This window comes from Devosia aurantiaca (assembly GCF_011058215.1).
In the GTDB taxonomy this organism is placed as follows: domain Bacteria; phylum Pseudomonadota; class Alphaproteobacteria; order Rhizobiales; family Devosiaceae; genus Devosia; species Devosia aurantiaca.
In genome coordinates this window covers 16175-31350 of record NZ_JAALFG010000003.1, presented here as the reverse complement: position 1 = coordinate 31350, position 15176 = coordinate 16175, and the positions used below count along the sequence as shown (strand labels likewise).

Here is a 15176-nt window from a genome sequence, read left to right as displayed (position 1 = left end):
CGTCTTAACGGGTCCTGTAGTTGAACCTGCCAAGGAAACGTTGTGATGGGTTTTGCCAAGCAAAGGGTGCTGGTTGTCGAGGACGAGACCCTGGTTCGCATGGCGATCGTCGACCGTCTTGAGGACGAAGGTTTTACCGTCTTCGAGGCTGCCAATGCCGATGAGGCGATCGACATTCTCATCAACAATCTGGACATAAGGGTCATGTTCACCGACATCGACATGCCCGGCGGCATGGACGGGCTAAAGCTCGCTGCCGCGGTTAGGGATCGGTGGCCGCCGGTAAAGATTGTCGTGACGTCGGGCTATCGTTATGTGCGCGATGACGAAATACCGGCAGAAAGTCGGTTCTTCCCCAAGCCCTATGACCCTGATGCCATCGCTAGGGTGGTTCGTTCCATGGCTGCTGCCAAGTAAGGTGCGGGCATAACGATCAAACCTTCGGCTGCCATTCGCTGAGCTCGAGAGACGCCGAGCTCGTTAGCTTGGGGCTTGGACCGTCGTGAACTGCTCGGTAACCCAACCCTCTAGCGTGGGGCTCAGATCAATAAGAAGCCAGCCATCCTTGCGGTCCAGAACTTTCATCGGCGTGCCTCGCGGCAATGCCATGATCAAAGGTCCAGACGCGCTTGGCGTGTGGCGGACGTTGAGTGATGCCACATTTACATATCGCGGCTTGTTGAGCGGCGCCGAGGCGGAATCCGACTTGATCACCCGGGACGGGGCGGTCGATGCTTGCGCCGTGGCGGCTGTCTGGCCAAGCCGATCCAGTATCCCGGACTGATAGGCAACGACGCCTAGAAGTCCGGCAATGATCCAACCCGACACATTGGAGCTCTGCTTTTTTTTTGCCATCGGCGCCTGATTCCTCTACGCGCCATTCTGGGTCGAGCGCCTTAACAGATGGCGAATAAGAGGGCTTTGCTCACTTCCCATCGAGAAGGCGAGGCACGCGGCCTCGCCAGCGCTCTTTAGCGCGACGCCTTATAAAGCTTGGAGGCGATCTCGTAGAATTCCTCCGGCGCATAGTCCGGCGCGAAGGCCGACGGCACGCCCTGGAGCTGCTGCATCTTGCCACCGTCCGGCATGCCTTCGACGACTTCTAGCGGACCTGGCGGGTCAGTCGGCAAGGCGACTTCGTCGTTCGACCAGATGCCGGAGATTTCCTTGTAGTCGTCCTGGCTCCAGGTATAGAGGCGGCGATGGGAGCCTTCATCCAGATACTTCTGGCATTCCGGGATCTTGCTCAGCGGAATGTTGGGCGACGGCAGCATCTTTTCGATCTCCACCCCGGTCAGCTTCTTGAGAGCCAGCGCATAGGAGTGGGCGTGCACGGAGCCGCGCACCAGGAGATAGCCGCATACTTCGCGCCCTGTGGCATCGTCTTCCTTGAGCGTTTCATAGACGCGCAGCTTGTGCAGACGAGCCCCGCATTCGAGGTGGAAGTTGTGCAGCAGGTCGAAGATGACGTTGCCAGTGGTGGTGATGAAGTCGTTGTTCCAGCTCACCCCATTGGCATTGACCGGTGTCGCGCCGCCGCCATTTGACAGGAAGGCAGATGCAAGGCGGATGTCCTGCATGGCCTCGAACGGGGACTTGCTGATGTCGCCACCCGGCTTCTGGTCGCCCTTTGGTTTATCAGGACCATTGTTGAGCATGGCCACGCCATTGCTGACGAGCTCGACATGGGCGAGTTCCTCGGCAGTGATCGAGGCGACGAGGCTGTAGAAGGGGCGCAGCTTGTCCTTGCTGCGAAAGTTGAAGCTCTGGAACATGTAGTTCCCAAGGGTCGACATCTCGCCGTACTTGCCCCCAAGCAGCTCCTGGAGCGCTGCTGCGGCGTTCGGATCCTGTTTGGTGGGCGGCGGAAGCTCCGTAATGAGGCGGTCAACGCGCATGAACATGCTGGGCACTCCTTTGTTGGGCCGCGGGGCCAACGGGTGCCTGGTGTGACCGTTCCATCTTTTGTGGAACCAATAAAGCGCGCAAGAAACGGCGTGGTTCTTGGGCAAACCGTGCGTTCACAACACGCTCGGGCGGACTGGCTGGGCTCGCCGAAAAGCCGGTTCTGCTTGACTCTGAAAAGAGGACAGCTGTAGTCAGGTTATAGCCTGAGGACCTCAGTTGTTTCATCCAAACATGACATCGATGACCCAGGGCTTTTCGATCGTGGAAAGCCCTCGCTCCCGGTCATGGAACGGTGTCTTGGCCGATGTCTGGACAGTGCAGGCGCGGCAGGGCGCTGCTGGAGAATACCTTTCGAGCCATCCCCGCCTCTTCGTTGTTCTCGAAGAAAGTCAGCCTCGATCACTGAGCATTGGTGAGAAACCAATGACGTTCCAAGAAGCGGGGCGGTTAAGCTATATCCCTGCCGGCCATCGGATCTGGTCCCACGTCTCGCATCAGACCGGCCTGATGCATCTGGACCTGCATTTTGATCTGTCTACCCTTGTTGCGCGGCTGCCGGGTAACCTGGACGTTCAACGGCTCAGCACCCCGCGGCTGATGTTCGAGAATAATCGGGTTCTTATGTTGGCACGCATGCTGGCGGCCGAGTGCATCAAGCCATCGCTGCACGATCTTTATGGGGAAGGATTGATGTCGGCTCTGCTTGCAGAATTATTCCAGATCAAAGCAGAGTCCAGCCGGGGCAACGGCGCTCTCAATGCACACCGGCTTCGGCATGTAACGGAGTTTATCGAGGCGAACTGCCTCCGCAGTATCAAGCTGCAGGAGCTCGCAGACCTAGTGGGGCTGTCGCAATCCTATTTCAGTTCCGCTTTCAAGGCCTCCACTGGAATGGCCCCGCACCAATGGCAGATGAAGGCCAGGATCGAACAGGTAAAGCATCATCTGCTGCTGCCGGGGGCTAATCTGGCGCATATTGCAGGTGCCACCGGCTTTGCCGACCAGGCCCATATGACGCGCGTCTTTAAGCATGTGGTCGGCGTCACCCCAGCCGCCTGGCTTCGTGCTCAACCTATCCGGCAGTGACGAAAACGTGGATTTGTTCAATCCACCCAAAGGACCATCAATCCAGCCCTTAAAAGGTGATTTAGGAACTCAGCAATATGGCCGCGATCGATCAGGCGGCATCTGAGGGCTTATCAATGATTACGATGCCGCGACGCGCCATCACCACTCTCCTTTTGGCGACAACCGCGCTGGCTACCACGAGTACGGCTACTTTTGCGCAGTCAGCGCCTCTTGCGCTCGGCGAAATCGTGGTCGAAGCCGATGCCAACGGGAATACCGTCGTTACGACGACGGCAGGCTCGAAGCTTGCTGTGGCAATTTCCGAGGTTCCACAATCGGTCTCCGTAGTTGGCCGTGATCAGCTCGACAGGCTGCCGGGCGCCAAGGCCGATGAAGTGCTTCGCTACACCGCCGGTGTGCAGCCTTCGACCTACGGCACGGACGCCGACTACGACTGGGTTCGGGTTCGCGGCTTCCAGGCCGACCAGACCGGCATCTTCCAGGACAACCTGCCGCTTTATCAGTTTGGCTTCGGCTCATTTCTGATCGAGCCTTTCCTGCTCGAGCGCATCGAGGTGCTGAAGGGCCCCGCCTCGGCGCTTTATGGCGGTGCCAATGTCGGCGGCGTCATCAACTATGTCGGCAAGCGCCCCAATGGCGAACGTTTGCGCTACACCGAAGCTGGCATCAACAATTTCGGCAACGCCTATGTCGGCTTCGACGTGGGCGATGGCACCGAAACCGGCGAGCTGGCCTATCGCCTCACCGGCAAGGTTTCCGGCGGTGGTTGGGAAACTGAAGATGCGTCCGATCTCAAGGGTTCCGTCCTCGGTAGCGTCGCCTGGACGCCCGATGCCGCCACCTCGATCACGGTTTATGGTCAGTATCAGAACGGCATCCTCGACCACACCTCGACCGGCTTCCTGCCCTATGTCGGCACTGCTGTCGACGCAGCCGGCGGGGTGCGCATTCCACGCGACCTCAACTATGGCGATCCAAACTTCGATAGCTATAGCCGGCGTCAGGCAATGATCGGCTATGAAGCTGAGCACGATCTCAACGACAGCTGGACCATTCGCCAGAACGCGCGGCTTGCCGGCGTGGGGCTCGACGAGCAATACCTTTATACCTACGGCAATCTGAGCCCGGCCAATACGCTGGACCGTGCCGCTTTCCAGCACGACACGGACATTCTGACCTTCACGCTGGACAACCAGATTGCCGGCACGATCAATACCGGTGCGGTGGAGCACAAGGTCCTGGCGGGCATCGACTACAAGCATGTCGACTTCGGCTCCGTTCAGGGCTCGGACTCGACCTTCAGCAGCCCGGTCCGCGTTCCGCCAATCAATGTCCTCGATCCGACCTATGGCGTCGCAAACCCGCTGATCGCGACTTACCTCGATCAGGACATCGCGCTCAGCCAGCTGGGCATCTACGCCCAGGACCAGATGCGACTCAACGGCTTCATCGCTACCGTCAACGGACGCTATGATGCCATCGGCATCGACTACGACAACAACTTCGCCGGAACGAGCGTTTCGTCGAATGAAGGGGCGTTTACCGGCCGCATCGGCCTTGGCTACGAGTTCGACAACGGGCTGACCCCCTATGTCAGCTACGCCACTTCGTTCAACCCCACGATTGCCACCACGGTTGGCGGTGAGCTTCTGCCGTCCGAGCGCGGCCGGCAGGTGGAAGTCGGCGTCAAATACGAGCCGACCTTCATCGATGGTCTCATCACGGCATCGCTGTTCAACATTGACCGTCAAAACTTCGCCGTCGCCGATCCGGCTGCGCCTTTCGCCGGCTCACTCGCCATCGGCGAAGTCAACCTGCTCGGCTTCGAAGTCGAGGGCCAGGTCAACTTCGATCAGGTGTCGCTCCATGGCGCGGTGACCGTGCTCGATGCCGAAGTGGTCGAAAGCGGCAACGCAGCCCTGATCGGCAAGTCGCCGGTGCAGATCCCGACACTGACCGCCTCCTTCGGCGTCGAATACGCCTTCGAGGAAGCCTTTGAAGGCCTGGTGCTCGGCGCCGGCGTCCGTGTGCTTGGCGAGTCTTGGGCCGACGATATCAACACGACGGAAGTGCCTGCTGTGGCTTTGATCGATGCCAGCCTGCGTTACGAGCGTGACGACTGGGGCGTCGCCCTTTCGGCGTCCAACCTCTTCGACACCGACTACGTGTCGAGCTGCCAGACGACCACCAATTGTGGCTATGGCGCCGGCCGAACGGTGACGCTCAGCGTCCACAAGAGCTGGTAAGCCCAAATCTTCAACGCCCAAATTCACGGCCGCCCGACGGCCGTGAATGCTTTTCTCGAAGGTGATCCCGATGCCTGCCCGCTCTTCCGTCCTGCGCCGTCTTGGGCTTGCTCTCGCCGTCCTGATTATGCCCGCCCGGGCATTCGCTCAGGAGACGGACATGTCGACCCTCCCCGCCGCGCCGTTGGGAAACATGCCGCACAACCTTTCGCCCTGGGCGATGTTCATGGCGGCTGATTGGGTGGTGAAGTCGGTGATGATCGGGCTTGCCGTGGCATCGCTGGTCACCTGGCTCATCCTTGTCGCCAAGCTTCTCGAACTCACTGGGGCCAAGATCCGGGCTCGTCAGGCTCTTCGGGCGGTGACGAATGCACCAACGCTTGAGGCAGCCCTTAAGGCGCTCGGGAGGCGCCGCGGCGCCGGAGCCATCCTGCTGGCCGCAGCCGAAGAAGAAGTCCGCCTTTCTCTCGATGCCCTGGATCGGGCTGGAGGAGAAGGCCTTAAGGAACGTGTGTCCTCGCGCCTTTCCCGGATCCAGATCGCCGCCGGCCGCCGTCTCGCCCGTGGCACGGGCGTCCTCGCGAGCATCGGATCCACCGCGCCTTTCGTTGGCCTTTTCGGGACCGTGTGGGGCATTATGAACGCCTTTATCGGCATCTCCGAATCCCAGACCACCAATCTTGCAGTCGTTGCGCCGGGCATCGCCGAGGCGCTTCTCGCTACGGCGATCGGGCTGGTTGCCGCCATTCCTGCGGTCGTCATCTATAACGTCTTCGCACGCTCCATCGCCGGCTATCGCCAGGTTCTTGCCGACGCTGCAGCAGGCATTGAGCGCCTGGTGTCGCGCGACCTCGACTATCGCGGCCTAGCGGAGGACCGCAGCTGATGGCTGGGGGCATCCGGGAGGGTGGGGAAAACGACCTGGACGAGCAGCACGAGATCAACGTGACGCCGTTTATCGACGTCATGCTCGTGCTCCTGATCATCTTCATGGTGGCAGCGCCGCTCGCCACGGTCGACGTCAACGTTGATCTTCCCGGCTCGACCGCGGTTGCCCAACCGCGTCCAGATGAGCCGATCTATGTGACGCTTCGCGCCGACCTCAGGATCGACATCGGCAATGATGCCGTTAGCGCGGAAGCGCTGGCCGCGGCGCTCGACCAGGCCACGGAAGGCGACAAGGAGCAGCGCATCTTCTTGCGTGCCGATCAGGCCGTTGCCTATGGCGATCTCATGGATCTGCTCAACACTTTGCGGGCCGCCGGATATCTCAAGATCGCACTGGTGGGCCTTGAGCAACTGACGGGGGCGGCAGCGCCACCGTGATGCAATCGGGCGAAAGCATCGGAACCGAAGAATTTTTGCGCACGACGCCTGTCGACGCGCTCCGATGGCTCGCCTCGGCCTCTGTTGTTGCGGTTGCCGTCGGCGGCTTGGCCTGGGTTCCGGGCGCGCTTGAGCAGCCCGCAGGAGACCAGATTGCGGCAGCGCCACCAGCTATCCTGATCGAACTGGCGCCTGCCCCCGAGCCGGAACCTGAGCCTCAGCCGGTCGAGCCGCAGCCTGAGCCAGACGAAACTCCATCTGAACCCGTTCCCAATCGCCAGCTCGAACCCGAGACGGCGGCTGAACCGACATCAGTGGATGACCTCGAACAACAGGTGAAACCAGAATCAGAACCCGAGCCTGAACCAGAACCTCAGCCGGAGCCTGAGCCCCAGCCTGAGCCTGAGCCTGAGCCTGAACCTGAGCCGGAACCGGTCGTCGAGACGCCTGGCGAGGCCATAGCCATGCCCGTCAGCATGCCGGACGATCTTCGACGGCAGCGGCTCGAGCGACCGGCCACTGTTCGGCCACAGGTCCCCGAGAACGCAAAGCTACACCGGAACGCCCTGCTCCACAGCCGCGGACACCAGCTGCCCAGCCCGCTCCTTCACAACCTGCAGTAGCGGCAGGCCCATCAGCCGAAGAATGGCAGCAACAGGTGCTCCGCCAAATCGACCGCCGGAAGGTCTATCCTCCGGCGGCAAGGCAAGCCGGCCAGGAAGGCGTGGTGGGGATAGCGCTTTCGGTGGATAGCTCAGGAACCGTGCTGTCCGTCAGCGTCAGCCGCTCCTCCGGCATTCCGGCACTCGATCAAGCAGCTTTGGAAACGGCCCGCCGCGCGTCACCCCTGCCGAGGCCGCCTCAGTCGTTAGGCCAAGTCATATCCCTTACTGCCTCGATCCGCTTCACGATCCGCTAGACCGAGACCAAAGCCTTTACCGCTCTAATCGAAAAAGCCCTGATCGTCGGGGCTAAGATAGCGCCGGGCACGTTCCGGGACGATTTCGACGCCCATGCCGGGGCGGTCGGGCACGGTGATCATGCCGTTTTCGACCGGTGGCAGGCCATCAACGATCTCGTTCCACCAATCGGGATCGCCATGGGTATATTCGAAGGCGATGAAGTTTCCGGGTAGGGTCGCCGAAACCTGCACCAGCGCCCCGAGGCCCAGAACGCCATTGGCGGTGCCATGGGGCGCCATGGTGATGCCATGCAGGTCAGCATATTCGGCGATCCATTTGAGTTCGGCGATGCCGCCGACATCAGCCGGGTCTGGACCCACGACATGCACGGCCTGGGTTTCGATCAGTTCCTTGAAATTCTGCCGCAGATAGATCTGCTCGCCGGTATGGATCGGCGTCGTCGAGGTGCGTGTCAGTTCGCGATAAATGCCGGCATTGACCCAGGGCGTGTAGTCGCCGGTCAGCAGGTCCTCGATCCACATGAGGTTGAAGGGCTCCAGCATCTTGGCGAGCCGGATGGCGTCACCCAGCATCCAGCCCGGTCCGCAATCGAGCGCCAGGCCGACGCTGTCGCCTGTCACTTCCTTCATCGCTGCAACGCAATCGACGAAGTGGCGCAGGCCCTTTTCGGTGATCGGGCCGCGGTCGAGCGCGCCGTGGAATGGGCTGGCATTGGGCTCGCCGTAGTAAAAGTTCGGCACTTCGCGCTTCATGGCAGAATGAAAGCCGATCGGCTGCTTGAAGATGGTAAACCCTTGCGGCAGGGCCATCATCTTTTTCATGTCGTCGGCATAATCCTCGGGACGGTAGCCGCTCATCGGAAAACGGACGGAGCCGTTATAAACGCGCACCTTGTCGCGCACCTTGCCGCCGAGCAGCTTGTGCACCGGCAGGCCGGCCGCCTTGCCGGCCAGGTCCCACAGCGCCATTTCGATGACGCTGACCGCAGTGCCCCAAGGCTTGAAGCCACCGCGCTGCCGGATCTTGAGCATGACGCGCTCGACAAGCGTCGGATCCTCTCCGATCAGCGCGTCGCGAAAGGCCAGGATGTGCGGCTTGAGATAAGGCTTCCAGGTCTCTGCCTGCGCATATCCGGAAATGCCTTCATCGGTCACGATCCGCACGATCGGGCTCTTGCCGATAATGGCGCATTTCAAGTCGACGATCTTCAACTGATCCCCCGGGGTCTCTATGCCGGCATTGCCCGGCTTATCTTTTCAGCCGCCTCGATCGCGGCCATGCGAATAACTTCCATGCGACCCGCCTCGGTGCCGGTGAGGAAGGGAACGCTGACGGCGGCCACCATCTTGCCGGTTCGAGTAAAGATCGGCGCGGCAAAGGCCTGGATTGACGGGGCGTTCTCGCCCTTGTCCTGCGCCCAGCCCAGACGCCGGATGCGTGCTAGTTCGCTGCGCAGCCGCTTGGGGTCGGTTACCGTCTTGGCAGTAAAGGCGCTGAGCGGCCGGCTGATCCAGCGCGCCAGTTCTTCCGGCTCGAGATAGGCCAGCAGCAGCTTGCTGGCGGCCCCCGCATGAATGGGCATGCGCTGGCCCGGCGCCACGGTCAGCGCATATTCGCGCCGTCCCTGCGCGGCGGCCAGAACCAGAATGCCCTCATTGTCGATGACACTGAGCTTGACCCCCTCCCCAGCTCGCTCGCCAATTGGTCGAGCAAGGGCTGGGCGATCGCCACGAGGTCGATTTCGCTGGCCCGCGACGCGACATGCGAGGCCAGCGTCAGGAGCCGTGCGCCCAGATGGTAGGCGCCCGCATCGTCGCGCCGCACCACGTCGTGCAGCTGCAGCGTGTTGAGGATGCGATAGACCGAGGTTCGGGGCTGTTTCAGGACGGCGGTCAAATCGCTGATCGTCATCCCCGAGCCGCGCTGTTCGAGCGCCGCCAGCAAATCCATCATTCGGTCGATGACCGGAATGGTGTGCTTGTTGGTCGTGCTCGTGTCGATATCGCTGATCAAGGCATCGTCCGCGGTTGACATTTTATCGTCCTGCACTAGCATGAGAATGTGAACTGTCAAAGTTCATATTTGGATTGATCGAAAAGGGTCGACCACTTCGGCGCAACGTCGCCTTCGAGGAATTTGCAGATAGATCAGATTGCGCTCCGACCGGAATGGCACCGCTTTTCCGTCCAGCTGCCGAGGGCGCGGCGTCAAAGGTTCGTTTCATGCTCACAGTCTCCGCCATTACCCATGTCGCCATCCGCGTGAAGGATATTGGTCGCACGCTCGATTTCTACGTCAACAAGTTGGGCTTTGCCGAAATGATGCGGCTCGATCGCGACGGCAGGCTTTGGCTGGTTTATCTGCGCATTACCGACGACCAGTATCTCGAAGTTTTTCCGGAAGGCGAAGGCGAACGTGCCAGCGAGCGCGAGGCCGTGGGCTATAACCACATGTGCCTCCAGGTGCCCGACATCAGGCAGACCGTCGCCGAGCTCAATGACGCCGGCGTCGAGATGATCCGCCCCATGGTCGAGGGTGCCGACGGCAATTGGCAGACCTGGATCGAAGATCCCGATGGCCACCGCATCGAGCTCATGCAGATGGCCGAAAATTCCATGCAGGCGCAGGCTGTCGCCCGGATCAAGGCACGCTGAGCCATGGCACGCATCACCTATCTCACAGCGATCGATTTCGGCGCGGGCGAGCTGGCAAGCTTGCCTCCAGCGCTGGCGGAGCTCAAGATTTCCCGGCCATTGCTGGTTTCGGACCGGGGCATTGCCGCCTCCGGTCTTCTGGCCAAGGTCGAGGCGCTGCTGCCGAAAGAAAGCGCCACTTTTCTCGAAACACCGCCCAACCCCACCGAGGGCGCGGTCGACGCGGCTTTAGTCGCCTATCGCGACAATGATTGCGACGGCATCGTTGCCTTGGGCGGCGGCTCGCCGATCGATCTCGCCAAGGGCGTGGCGCTGCTCGCCACCCATGAAGGCCGGCTTGAGCAGTATGCCGCCATTTATGGTGGCCTTGAAAAGATCACTGCTGCCGTCGCACCAATGATCGCCATCCCTACCACTGCCGGCACCGGCGCTGAAGTCGGGCGCGCGGCGCTTTTGACGCTCGCCGACGGACGCAAGCTCGGCATCATCAGCCCATATCTTATTCCGCGCCGCGCCATCTGCGACCCAGAGCTGACGCTGGGCCTTCCGCCCTATCTCACCGCAGCTACCGGGCTCGACGCGCTTTCGCATTGCATCGAGACGTTCCTCTCGCCGCGCTTCAACCCTGTCGTCGATGCCATTGCGCTTGATGGCGCGGGCCGGCTGTGGCGCAACCTGCCACGCGCCTTTGCCGACGGCAGCAATGTCGATGCCCGCAGCGAAGTCATGCTTGGAGCGCTGCAAGGTGGGCTTTCCTTCCAGAAGGGTCTCGGCGCCGTCCATTCGCTGAGCCATGCCCTGGGTGGTCTGCAGGATCTAAAACTCCATCACGGCACGCTCAACGCCATCCTGATGCCGCTTGTGCTTCGCTTCAACGCTCCCGCTGTCGGCGAAAAACTAAGCCGCCTCAAGGCAGCGATGGGACTGGCCGAAGGCGGCGATCTTGCCGATGCGCTCGAAGCGTTGAACCGAACCTTCGCGCTGCCAGTGGGACTTGCGCAGATGGGCGTTCGCCGCGACCAGTTCGACTGGATCATCGAACGCGCCCTTGCCGATCACAGCCACCCCACCAATCCGCGCGCGCCCTCGGCCGAGGACTATCGCGCCATTCTGGAAGCGGCCATGGCCGCCACGACCTCACCGGAACAAGCCCAATGAAGATTACCGCCCTCAAGACCTTCGTGGCCAATGTGTCGCGAACCAATTTCGTGTTCGTCAAACTCTATACCGACGAGGGCATAGAGGGCGTGGGGGAAGCGACGTTGGAATGGAAAACCAACACCATCGTCGCCGCCATCGAGGAGCTCGAGCGGGTGCTGATCGGCAAGGACCCCTTTGCCGTCGACGCCCTGGTCGAACAGCTGCACCGCGACAGCTATTGGCGCACCGGCGCCGTCTTTCGTACCGCTCTGGGCGGCATCGAAGCCGCATTGCTCGATATCAAGGGCAAGGCACTGGGCGTGCCGGTTTACGAGCTTTTGGGCGGCAAGTTCCGTGACCGCATCGCCTGCTACGCCAATCACTGGTTCTTCGGCGCGACGACGCCCGAGCAATATGCCGAGAACGCCCGCAAGGCCGTGGCCATGGGCTATAATGCCCTCAAGTGGGACCCGTTCGACGTTGCCGATCTCGAAATGGATCGCAAGCAACGCCGCCAGACCATCGAGATCGTTGAGGCGGTGCGCGACGCGGTGGGCCCCGACGTCAACCTAATGCTGGACGTCCATGGCCGCCTCAATGTCCCCACGGCAATCGCCATGTGCAAGGCGCTGGCGCCCTACGACCTGACCTGGATCGAAGAACCGACGCCGCCCGAAAGCATCGATGCTTTGGCCGATGTGCGCGCAAATAGCCCTGTGCCGATTGCGGCAGGCGAGCGCTTCTACGAGCCCGCGCGGTTTGCCGAAGCGCTTGCCAAAAAAGCGGTCGATATCCTTCAGCCTGACGTTTCCCACGCCGGCGGCATGGGCGAAACCAAACGCATTGCCCACAACGCCCATACCCACCTCATCCCCATCGCGCCGCACAATCCCGTCGGGCCGGTGATGAACGCGATGACGCTTCACATGTCGGTCGCCATTCCCAACTTCTCGGTCTTCGAAACAGTGTCGGTGGACGTGCCGTGGCGCAAGGAACTGGTGCGCGAAACCCTGCAGTTCGAGAACGGCTTCATGCTGGCGCCGACCGCGCCGGGCTTGGGCGTCGAGCTCATCGAAGAAGCCTGCGCGCGCTTCCCCTATGAAGCCACAAATGTTCCGCTGTTCGACGGCTCGATGAACACGACCGGCGTCGCCACCGGCAAGCAGACCTTTGGACACTGAGCCCCAATGGCTGCTGATCCGGGGCGGGCGCATCATCGACCCCGCCTCGGGTATCGACCGATCAGCCGACCTGCTGCTAGCCGGTGAAAAAGTGGCCGCTATCGGTGAAAACCTCGATGTGCCGCCGGGGGCTCGCATCATCGATGCGAGCGATACCCTAGTCGTGCCGGGGCTCGTCGACATGCACACCCACGCCTATTGGGGCGGCACGCTTTTAGGCGTGAATGCAGACAAGCTCGGCCCCAAGAGTGGCGTCACCACCTGGGTCGATTGCGGCAGCAGCGGCGCGGCGACGATCGAGGGGTTTATCCATCACGTCATCCGTCCCAGCCGATTGCGCATCATCCCCCTCGTCAACCTTTCCTATATCGGGCTCACTCACGCTGCGGGTAATCTCAGCATGGATGTGGGCGAGCTGCACGATTGGCGCTTTGCCGACCTGCGCGAGCTGATGCGGGTGCGTGAGCAGTTCGGTGGCGAGGTTGCAGGACTGAAATTGCGCGCCAGCAATAATGCTTGCGGCCAGAATGGCCCCATGCTGCTGCCCTTGGCCCGCGAGGCCGCCGACCTAATGGGCGTACCACTGATGATCCATGTCGGCGCTGCGCCCCCGACGATCGACGAGGTCATGCCCTTTCTCAGGCAAGGCGATATCCTCACCCATATCTATAATCCCGCGCAGGGCGGCTGCGTGCTCGACAGCGTTGGCAGGCTGCGCGCGTCGGTACGCGACGGCATGGAACGCGGGGTACGGATGGATGTCGGGCATGGCGGCAGCAGCTTTTCCTTCCGAATTGCCGAACGCGCCATGGACCAAGGGCTCTTGCCCGATGCGATCAGCACCGACCTTCACGCGCATAACATCGATGGCCCGGTCCTCGACCTGCCGTCGGTGATGGCGAAGTTCCTGGCGCTCGGAATGGATCTGCGCGACGTCCTCGAACGCGTCACCTGCCGCCCCGCATCCATTGTGGGGCGGCCAGAACTCGGCCGGCTGGAGCCCGGCGGCGTTTCCGATGTCGCCTTGTTCAGGCTCATGGACGGCAGCGGACCGCTCGTCGATTCCGAAGCGCACACCCGGGTTGGGCCATTCAGCCTCCAAAATATCCTCACCATCTGCCGCGGACAGATCGTCGAAACCTTCGACGACGGGCGCAGCGAGGGCCGCCACTACCAAGCGTGACCGCGCAGTTTCAGTCTGGTGATTGACAAGCCAAGCCAATCTGCGCCAAAGTGCATAATAGAACTGACAGAATTCAAATATGAACTGGACTGAAAACAAGGTCCGCTGTCGGATGGAGGAGTTCCAGGTTGCTGGCGGCTTTGCCCAATCGGGCGCGCTCGGCGACACGCATCCAGCCCGACGAGTCTTTTTCAGCCGATGGGTCATCGGCACAGCAACCGCGACCGCTTCGGTCGCCATGGGAGGAAGTATGAAGACGCTTTTGATCAAGACCGGGCTCGTGGGTGCCGTTTCGGCCCTCGCCTTGTCCAGCGGCATGGCCTTTGCCGGCGAAGTCGTGTGGTGGACGCCCAATTTCAACGAAGCCCGCGCCCGCGAGCTGGTGACCAAGTTCCAGGAAACCAATCCCGACATCACCGTCAACCTGCAGATCACCACCACCGATGGCCTGCCGCAGCGCGTGTTGACGGCGCTGCAGTCCGGTGCTGCCCCCGACATCATCGACGTCCAGCATGGCTGGGTGAACGGATATGCCCAGAACAATCTCGTCTTGCCGCTCGACGACGTGCTGCAGGATCGCGAGGACTACGTTCCGGCCTCGCTCGACTATGTCACCGTCAACGACCAGCTCTTCGGCATTCCCTACCGCATCGACTCCTGGCCGTGATCTATAACAAGGCCCATTTCACCGAAGCCGGTCTCGACCCCGAAAACCCGCCCCAGACCTGGGATGAGCTGATCGCGGCGGCCGAAGCCCTCACCAAGGACGGCCGCTCCGGCTTTGCCATCACCGGTGGTGGTGAAGTCGGCAACACCATTTTCCGCTCCATGCCCTTCATGTGGATGAATGGCGGCGGCATCCTCTCCGACGATGGCACCGAAGTTCTGGTCAATAGCCCCGAAACCGTCGCTGCGGTCGAGTTCTATACAAATTTCTACAAGAACGGCCTCTCGCCATCCTCGACGCTCGAGAACGACGGCACCGCCAATCGCCGCCTGTTCATTGCCGAAACCGTCTCGATGTATCAGGCCGGCCAGTTCGACGTGAATTCGATCAAGACCGAAAACCCCAACATCGACATCGGCGTGATGACCATTCCGCATCCGGAAGGCAAGGAAACCGCTGCCGTTCTGGGTGGCTGGAGCTTCGTCATCCCGAGCGACGCCAAGAACCCCGATGAAGCCAAGGTTTTGGTCAGCTTCCTCGCCGAGGCCGAAAACCAGGGCTATCTGACCGACACCTTCCCGGCACGCGTCAGCGGCATGGAACTCGAGCGCTTCGACGATCCGATCCTCCAGGTCTACAAGCAGATGCTGCCCTTCGGCCGCCCGGTTCCGGCGAACCCGAACTGGGTGCAGATCACCCAGGCCTATTTCGACGGCGTCCAGCGTATCCTGCTCGGCGACGAAGACGCGCAGACGGCCATGGACGGCGCTGCCGCCGAAATCGAAGCCCTGCTCTAAAGCCTTGCTCCTGGTCTCCGGCTGCCTCGGCAGCCGGAGTGCTTTTCTTCCTGCCCGGTGAA

General features: G+C 61.5%; 17 protein-coding genes and 1 pseudogene. 13 read left to right on the top strand and 5 right to left on the bottom strand.

Translation table 11 applies throughout. The features are described from left to right. The first annotated feature begins 45 nt into the window (after positions 1 to 45). A complete protein-coding gene (locus tag G5575_RS13535) occupies positions 46 to 417 on the top strand; it encodes a response regulator (RefSeq protein ID WP_164534803.1) in 372 nt (123 codons plus the stop codon). Positions 418 to 480: 63 nt separating this feature from the next. On the opposite strand, the gene G5575_RS13530 is transcribed toward G5575_RS13535, so the two are convergent. Then, complete coding sequence (locus tag G5575_RS13530; RefSeq protein ID WP_164534802.1) at positions 481 to 855, bottom strand: SH3 domain-containing protein; 375 nt, start codon at positions 853 to 855, stop codon at positions 481 to 483. 116 nt (positions 856 to 971) lie between these two features. Further along, positions 972 to 1904 (bottom strand): manganese catalase family protein, encoded by a 933-nt coding sequence (locus tag G5575_RS13525; RefSeq protein ID WP_164534801.1) that lies wholly within the window; start codon positions 1902 to 1904, stop codon positions 972 to 974. 301 nt (positions 1905 to 2205) lie between these two features. Between G5575_RS13525 and G5575_RS13520 the strand changes: the two genes are divergently transcribed. The 6 genes and pseudogenes from G5575_RS13520 to G5575_RS13495 form a co-directional block, all read left to right on the top strand. Further along, on the top strand, positions 2206 to 2994 hold the full coding sequence (locus G5575_RS13520; RefSeq protein WP_235936016.1) for a helix-turn-helix domain-containing protein: 789 nt from the start codon (positions 2206 to 2208) through the stop codon (positions 2992 to 2994). Positions 2995 to 3119: 125 nt separating this feature from the next. Beyond that, positions 3120 to 5243, top strand: coding sequence for a TonB-dependent siderophore receptor (locus G5575_RS13515; protein ID WP_164534800.1), 2124 nt, complete (start codon positions 3120 to 3122; stop codon positions 5241 to 5243). A gap of 70 nt (positions 5244 to 5313) precedes the next feature. After that, positions 5314 to 6129, top strand: a complete 816-nt coding sequence (gene exbB, locus G5575_RS13510; RefSeq protein WP_407924862.1) for a tonB-system energizer ExbB — start codon at positions 5314 to 5316, stop codon at positions 6127 to 6129. Then, positions 6129 to 6569 (top strand): TonB system transport protein ExbD, encoded by a 441-nt coding sequence (gene exbD / locus G5575_RS13505; RefSeq protein ID WP_164534798.1) that lies wholly within the window; start codon positions 6129 to 6131, stop codon positions 6567 to 6569. Before exbB ends, exbD begins: the two co-directional genes overlap by 1 nt. After that, complete coding sequence (locus G5575_RS19440; protein WP_164534797.1) at positions 6566 to 7192, top strand: hypothetical protein; 627 nt, start codon at positions 6566 to 6568, stop codon at positions 7190 to 7192. Before exbD ends, G5575_RS19440 begins: the two co-directional genes overlap by 4 nt. Positions 7193 to 7221: 29 nt before the next feature. Beyond that, positions 7222 to 7488, top strand: a pseudogene (locus G5575_RS13495) (energy transducer TonB); the annotation flags it as partial. Between the two features lie 24 nt (positions 7489 to 7512). Here the strand turns inward: G5575_RS13495 and G5575_RS13490 are convergent. The 3 genes from G5575_RS13490 to G5575_RS20530 are packed head-to-tail and all read right to left on the bottom strand — an operon-like array spanning position 7513 to position 9526. Next, entirely contained in the window at positions 7513 to 8703 is a 1191-nt protein-coding gene (locus G5575_RS13490; protein WP_164534795.1) for a mandelate racemase/muconate lactonizing enzyme family protein, read from the bottom strand. A 17-nt stretch (positions 8704 to 8720) separates the two neighbouring features. Next, entirely contained in the window at positions 8721 to 9131 is a 411-nt protein-coding gene (locus G5575_RS20535; protein WP_456236464.1) for an IclR family transcriptional regulator, read from the bottom strand. Next, complete coding sequence (locus G5575_RS20530; protein ID WP_235936013.1) at positions 9095 to 9526, bottom strand: helix-turn-helix domain-containing protein; 432 nt, start codon at positions 9524 to 9526, stop codon at positions 9095 to 9097. Before G5575_RS20530 ends, G5575_RS20535 begins: the two co-directional genes overlap by 37 nt. Positions 9527 to 9714: 188 nt before the next feature. On the opposite strand from G5575_RS20530, the gene G5575_RS13480 reads away from it, so the two are divergent. The 6 genes from G5575_RS13480 (at position 9715) to G5575_RS13460 (ending at position 15114) form a co-directional block, all read left to right on the top strand. Beyond that, complete coding sequence (locus G5575_RS13480; RefSeq protein ID WP_164534794.1) at positions 9715 to 10146, top strand: VOC family protein; 432 nt, start codon at positions 9715 to 9717, stop codon at positions 10144 to 10146. Between the two features lie 3 nt (positions 10147 to 10149). Further along, a complete protein-coding gene (locus tag G5575_RS13475) occupies positions 10150 to 11304 on the top strand; it encodes an iron-containing alcohol dehydrogenase (protein WP_164534793.1) in 1155 nt (384 codons plus the stop codon). Continuing rightward, on the top strand, positions 11301 to 12467 hold the full coding sequence (gene dgoD / locus G5575_RS13470; RefSeq protein WP_164534792.1) for a galactonate dehydratase: 1167 nt from the start codon (positions 11301 to 11303) through the stop codon (positions 12465 to 12467). The genes G5575_RS13475 and dgoD overlap by 4 nt, the downstream gene beginning before the upstream one ends. Then, complete coding sequence (locus tag G5575_RS13465; protein ID WP_164534791.1) at positions 12457 to 13650, top strand: amidohydrolase/deacetylase family metallohydrolase; 1194 nt, start codon at positions 12457 to 12459, stop codon at positions 13648 to 13650. The genes dgoD and G5575_RS13465 overlap by 11 nt, the downstream gene beginning before the upstream one ends. Before the next feature lie 79 nt (positions 13651 to 13729). Then, complete coding sequence (locus tag G5575_RS21830; RefSeq protein WP_328766135.1) at positions 13730 to 14317, top strand: ABC transporter substrate-binding protein; 588 nt, start codon at positions 13730 to 13732, stop codon at positions 14315 to 14317. Then, the gene (locus G5575_RS13460) at positions 14314 to 15114 is read left to right on the top strand and encodes an ABC transporter substrate-binding protein (RefSeq protein ID WP_328766133.1); all 801 of its coding nucleotides are present in this window, start codon (positions 14314 to 14316) and stop codon (positions 15112 to 15114) included. The genes G5575_RS21830 and G5575_RS13460 overlap by 4 nt, the downstream gene beginning before the upstream one ends. The last annotated feature ends 62 nt before the right edge of the window (positions 15115 to 15176 follow it).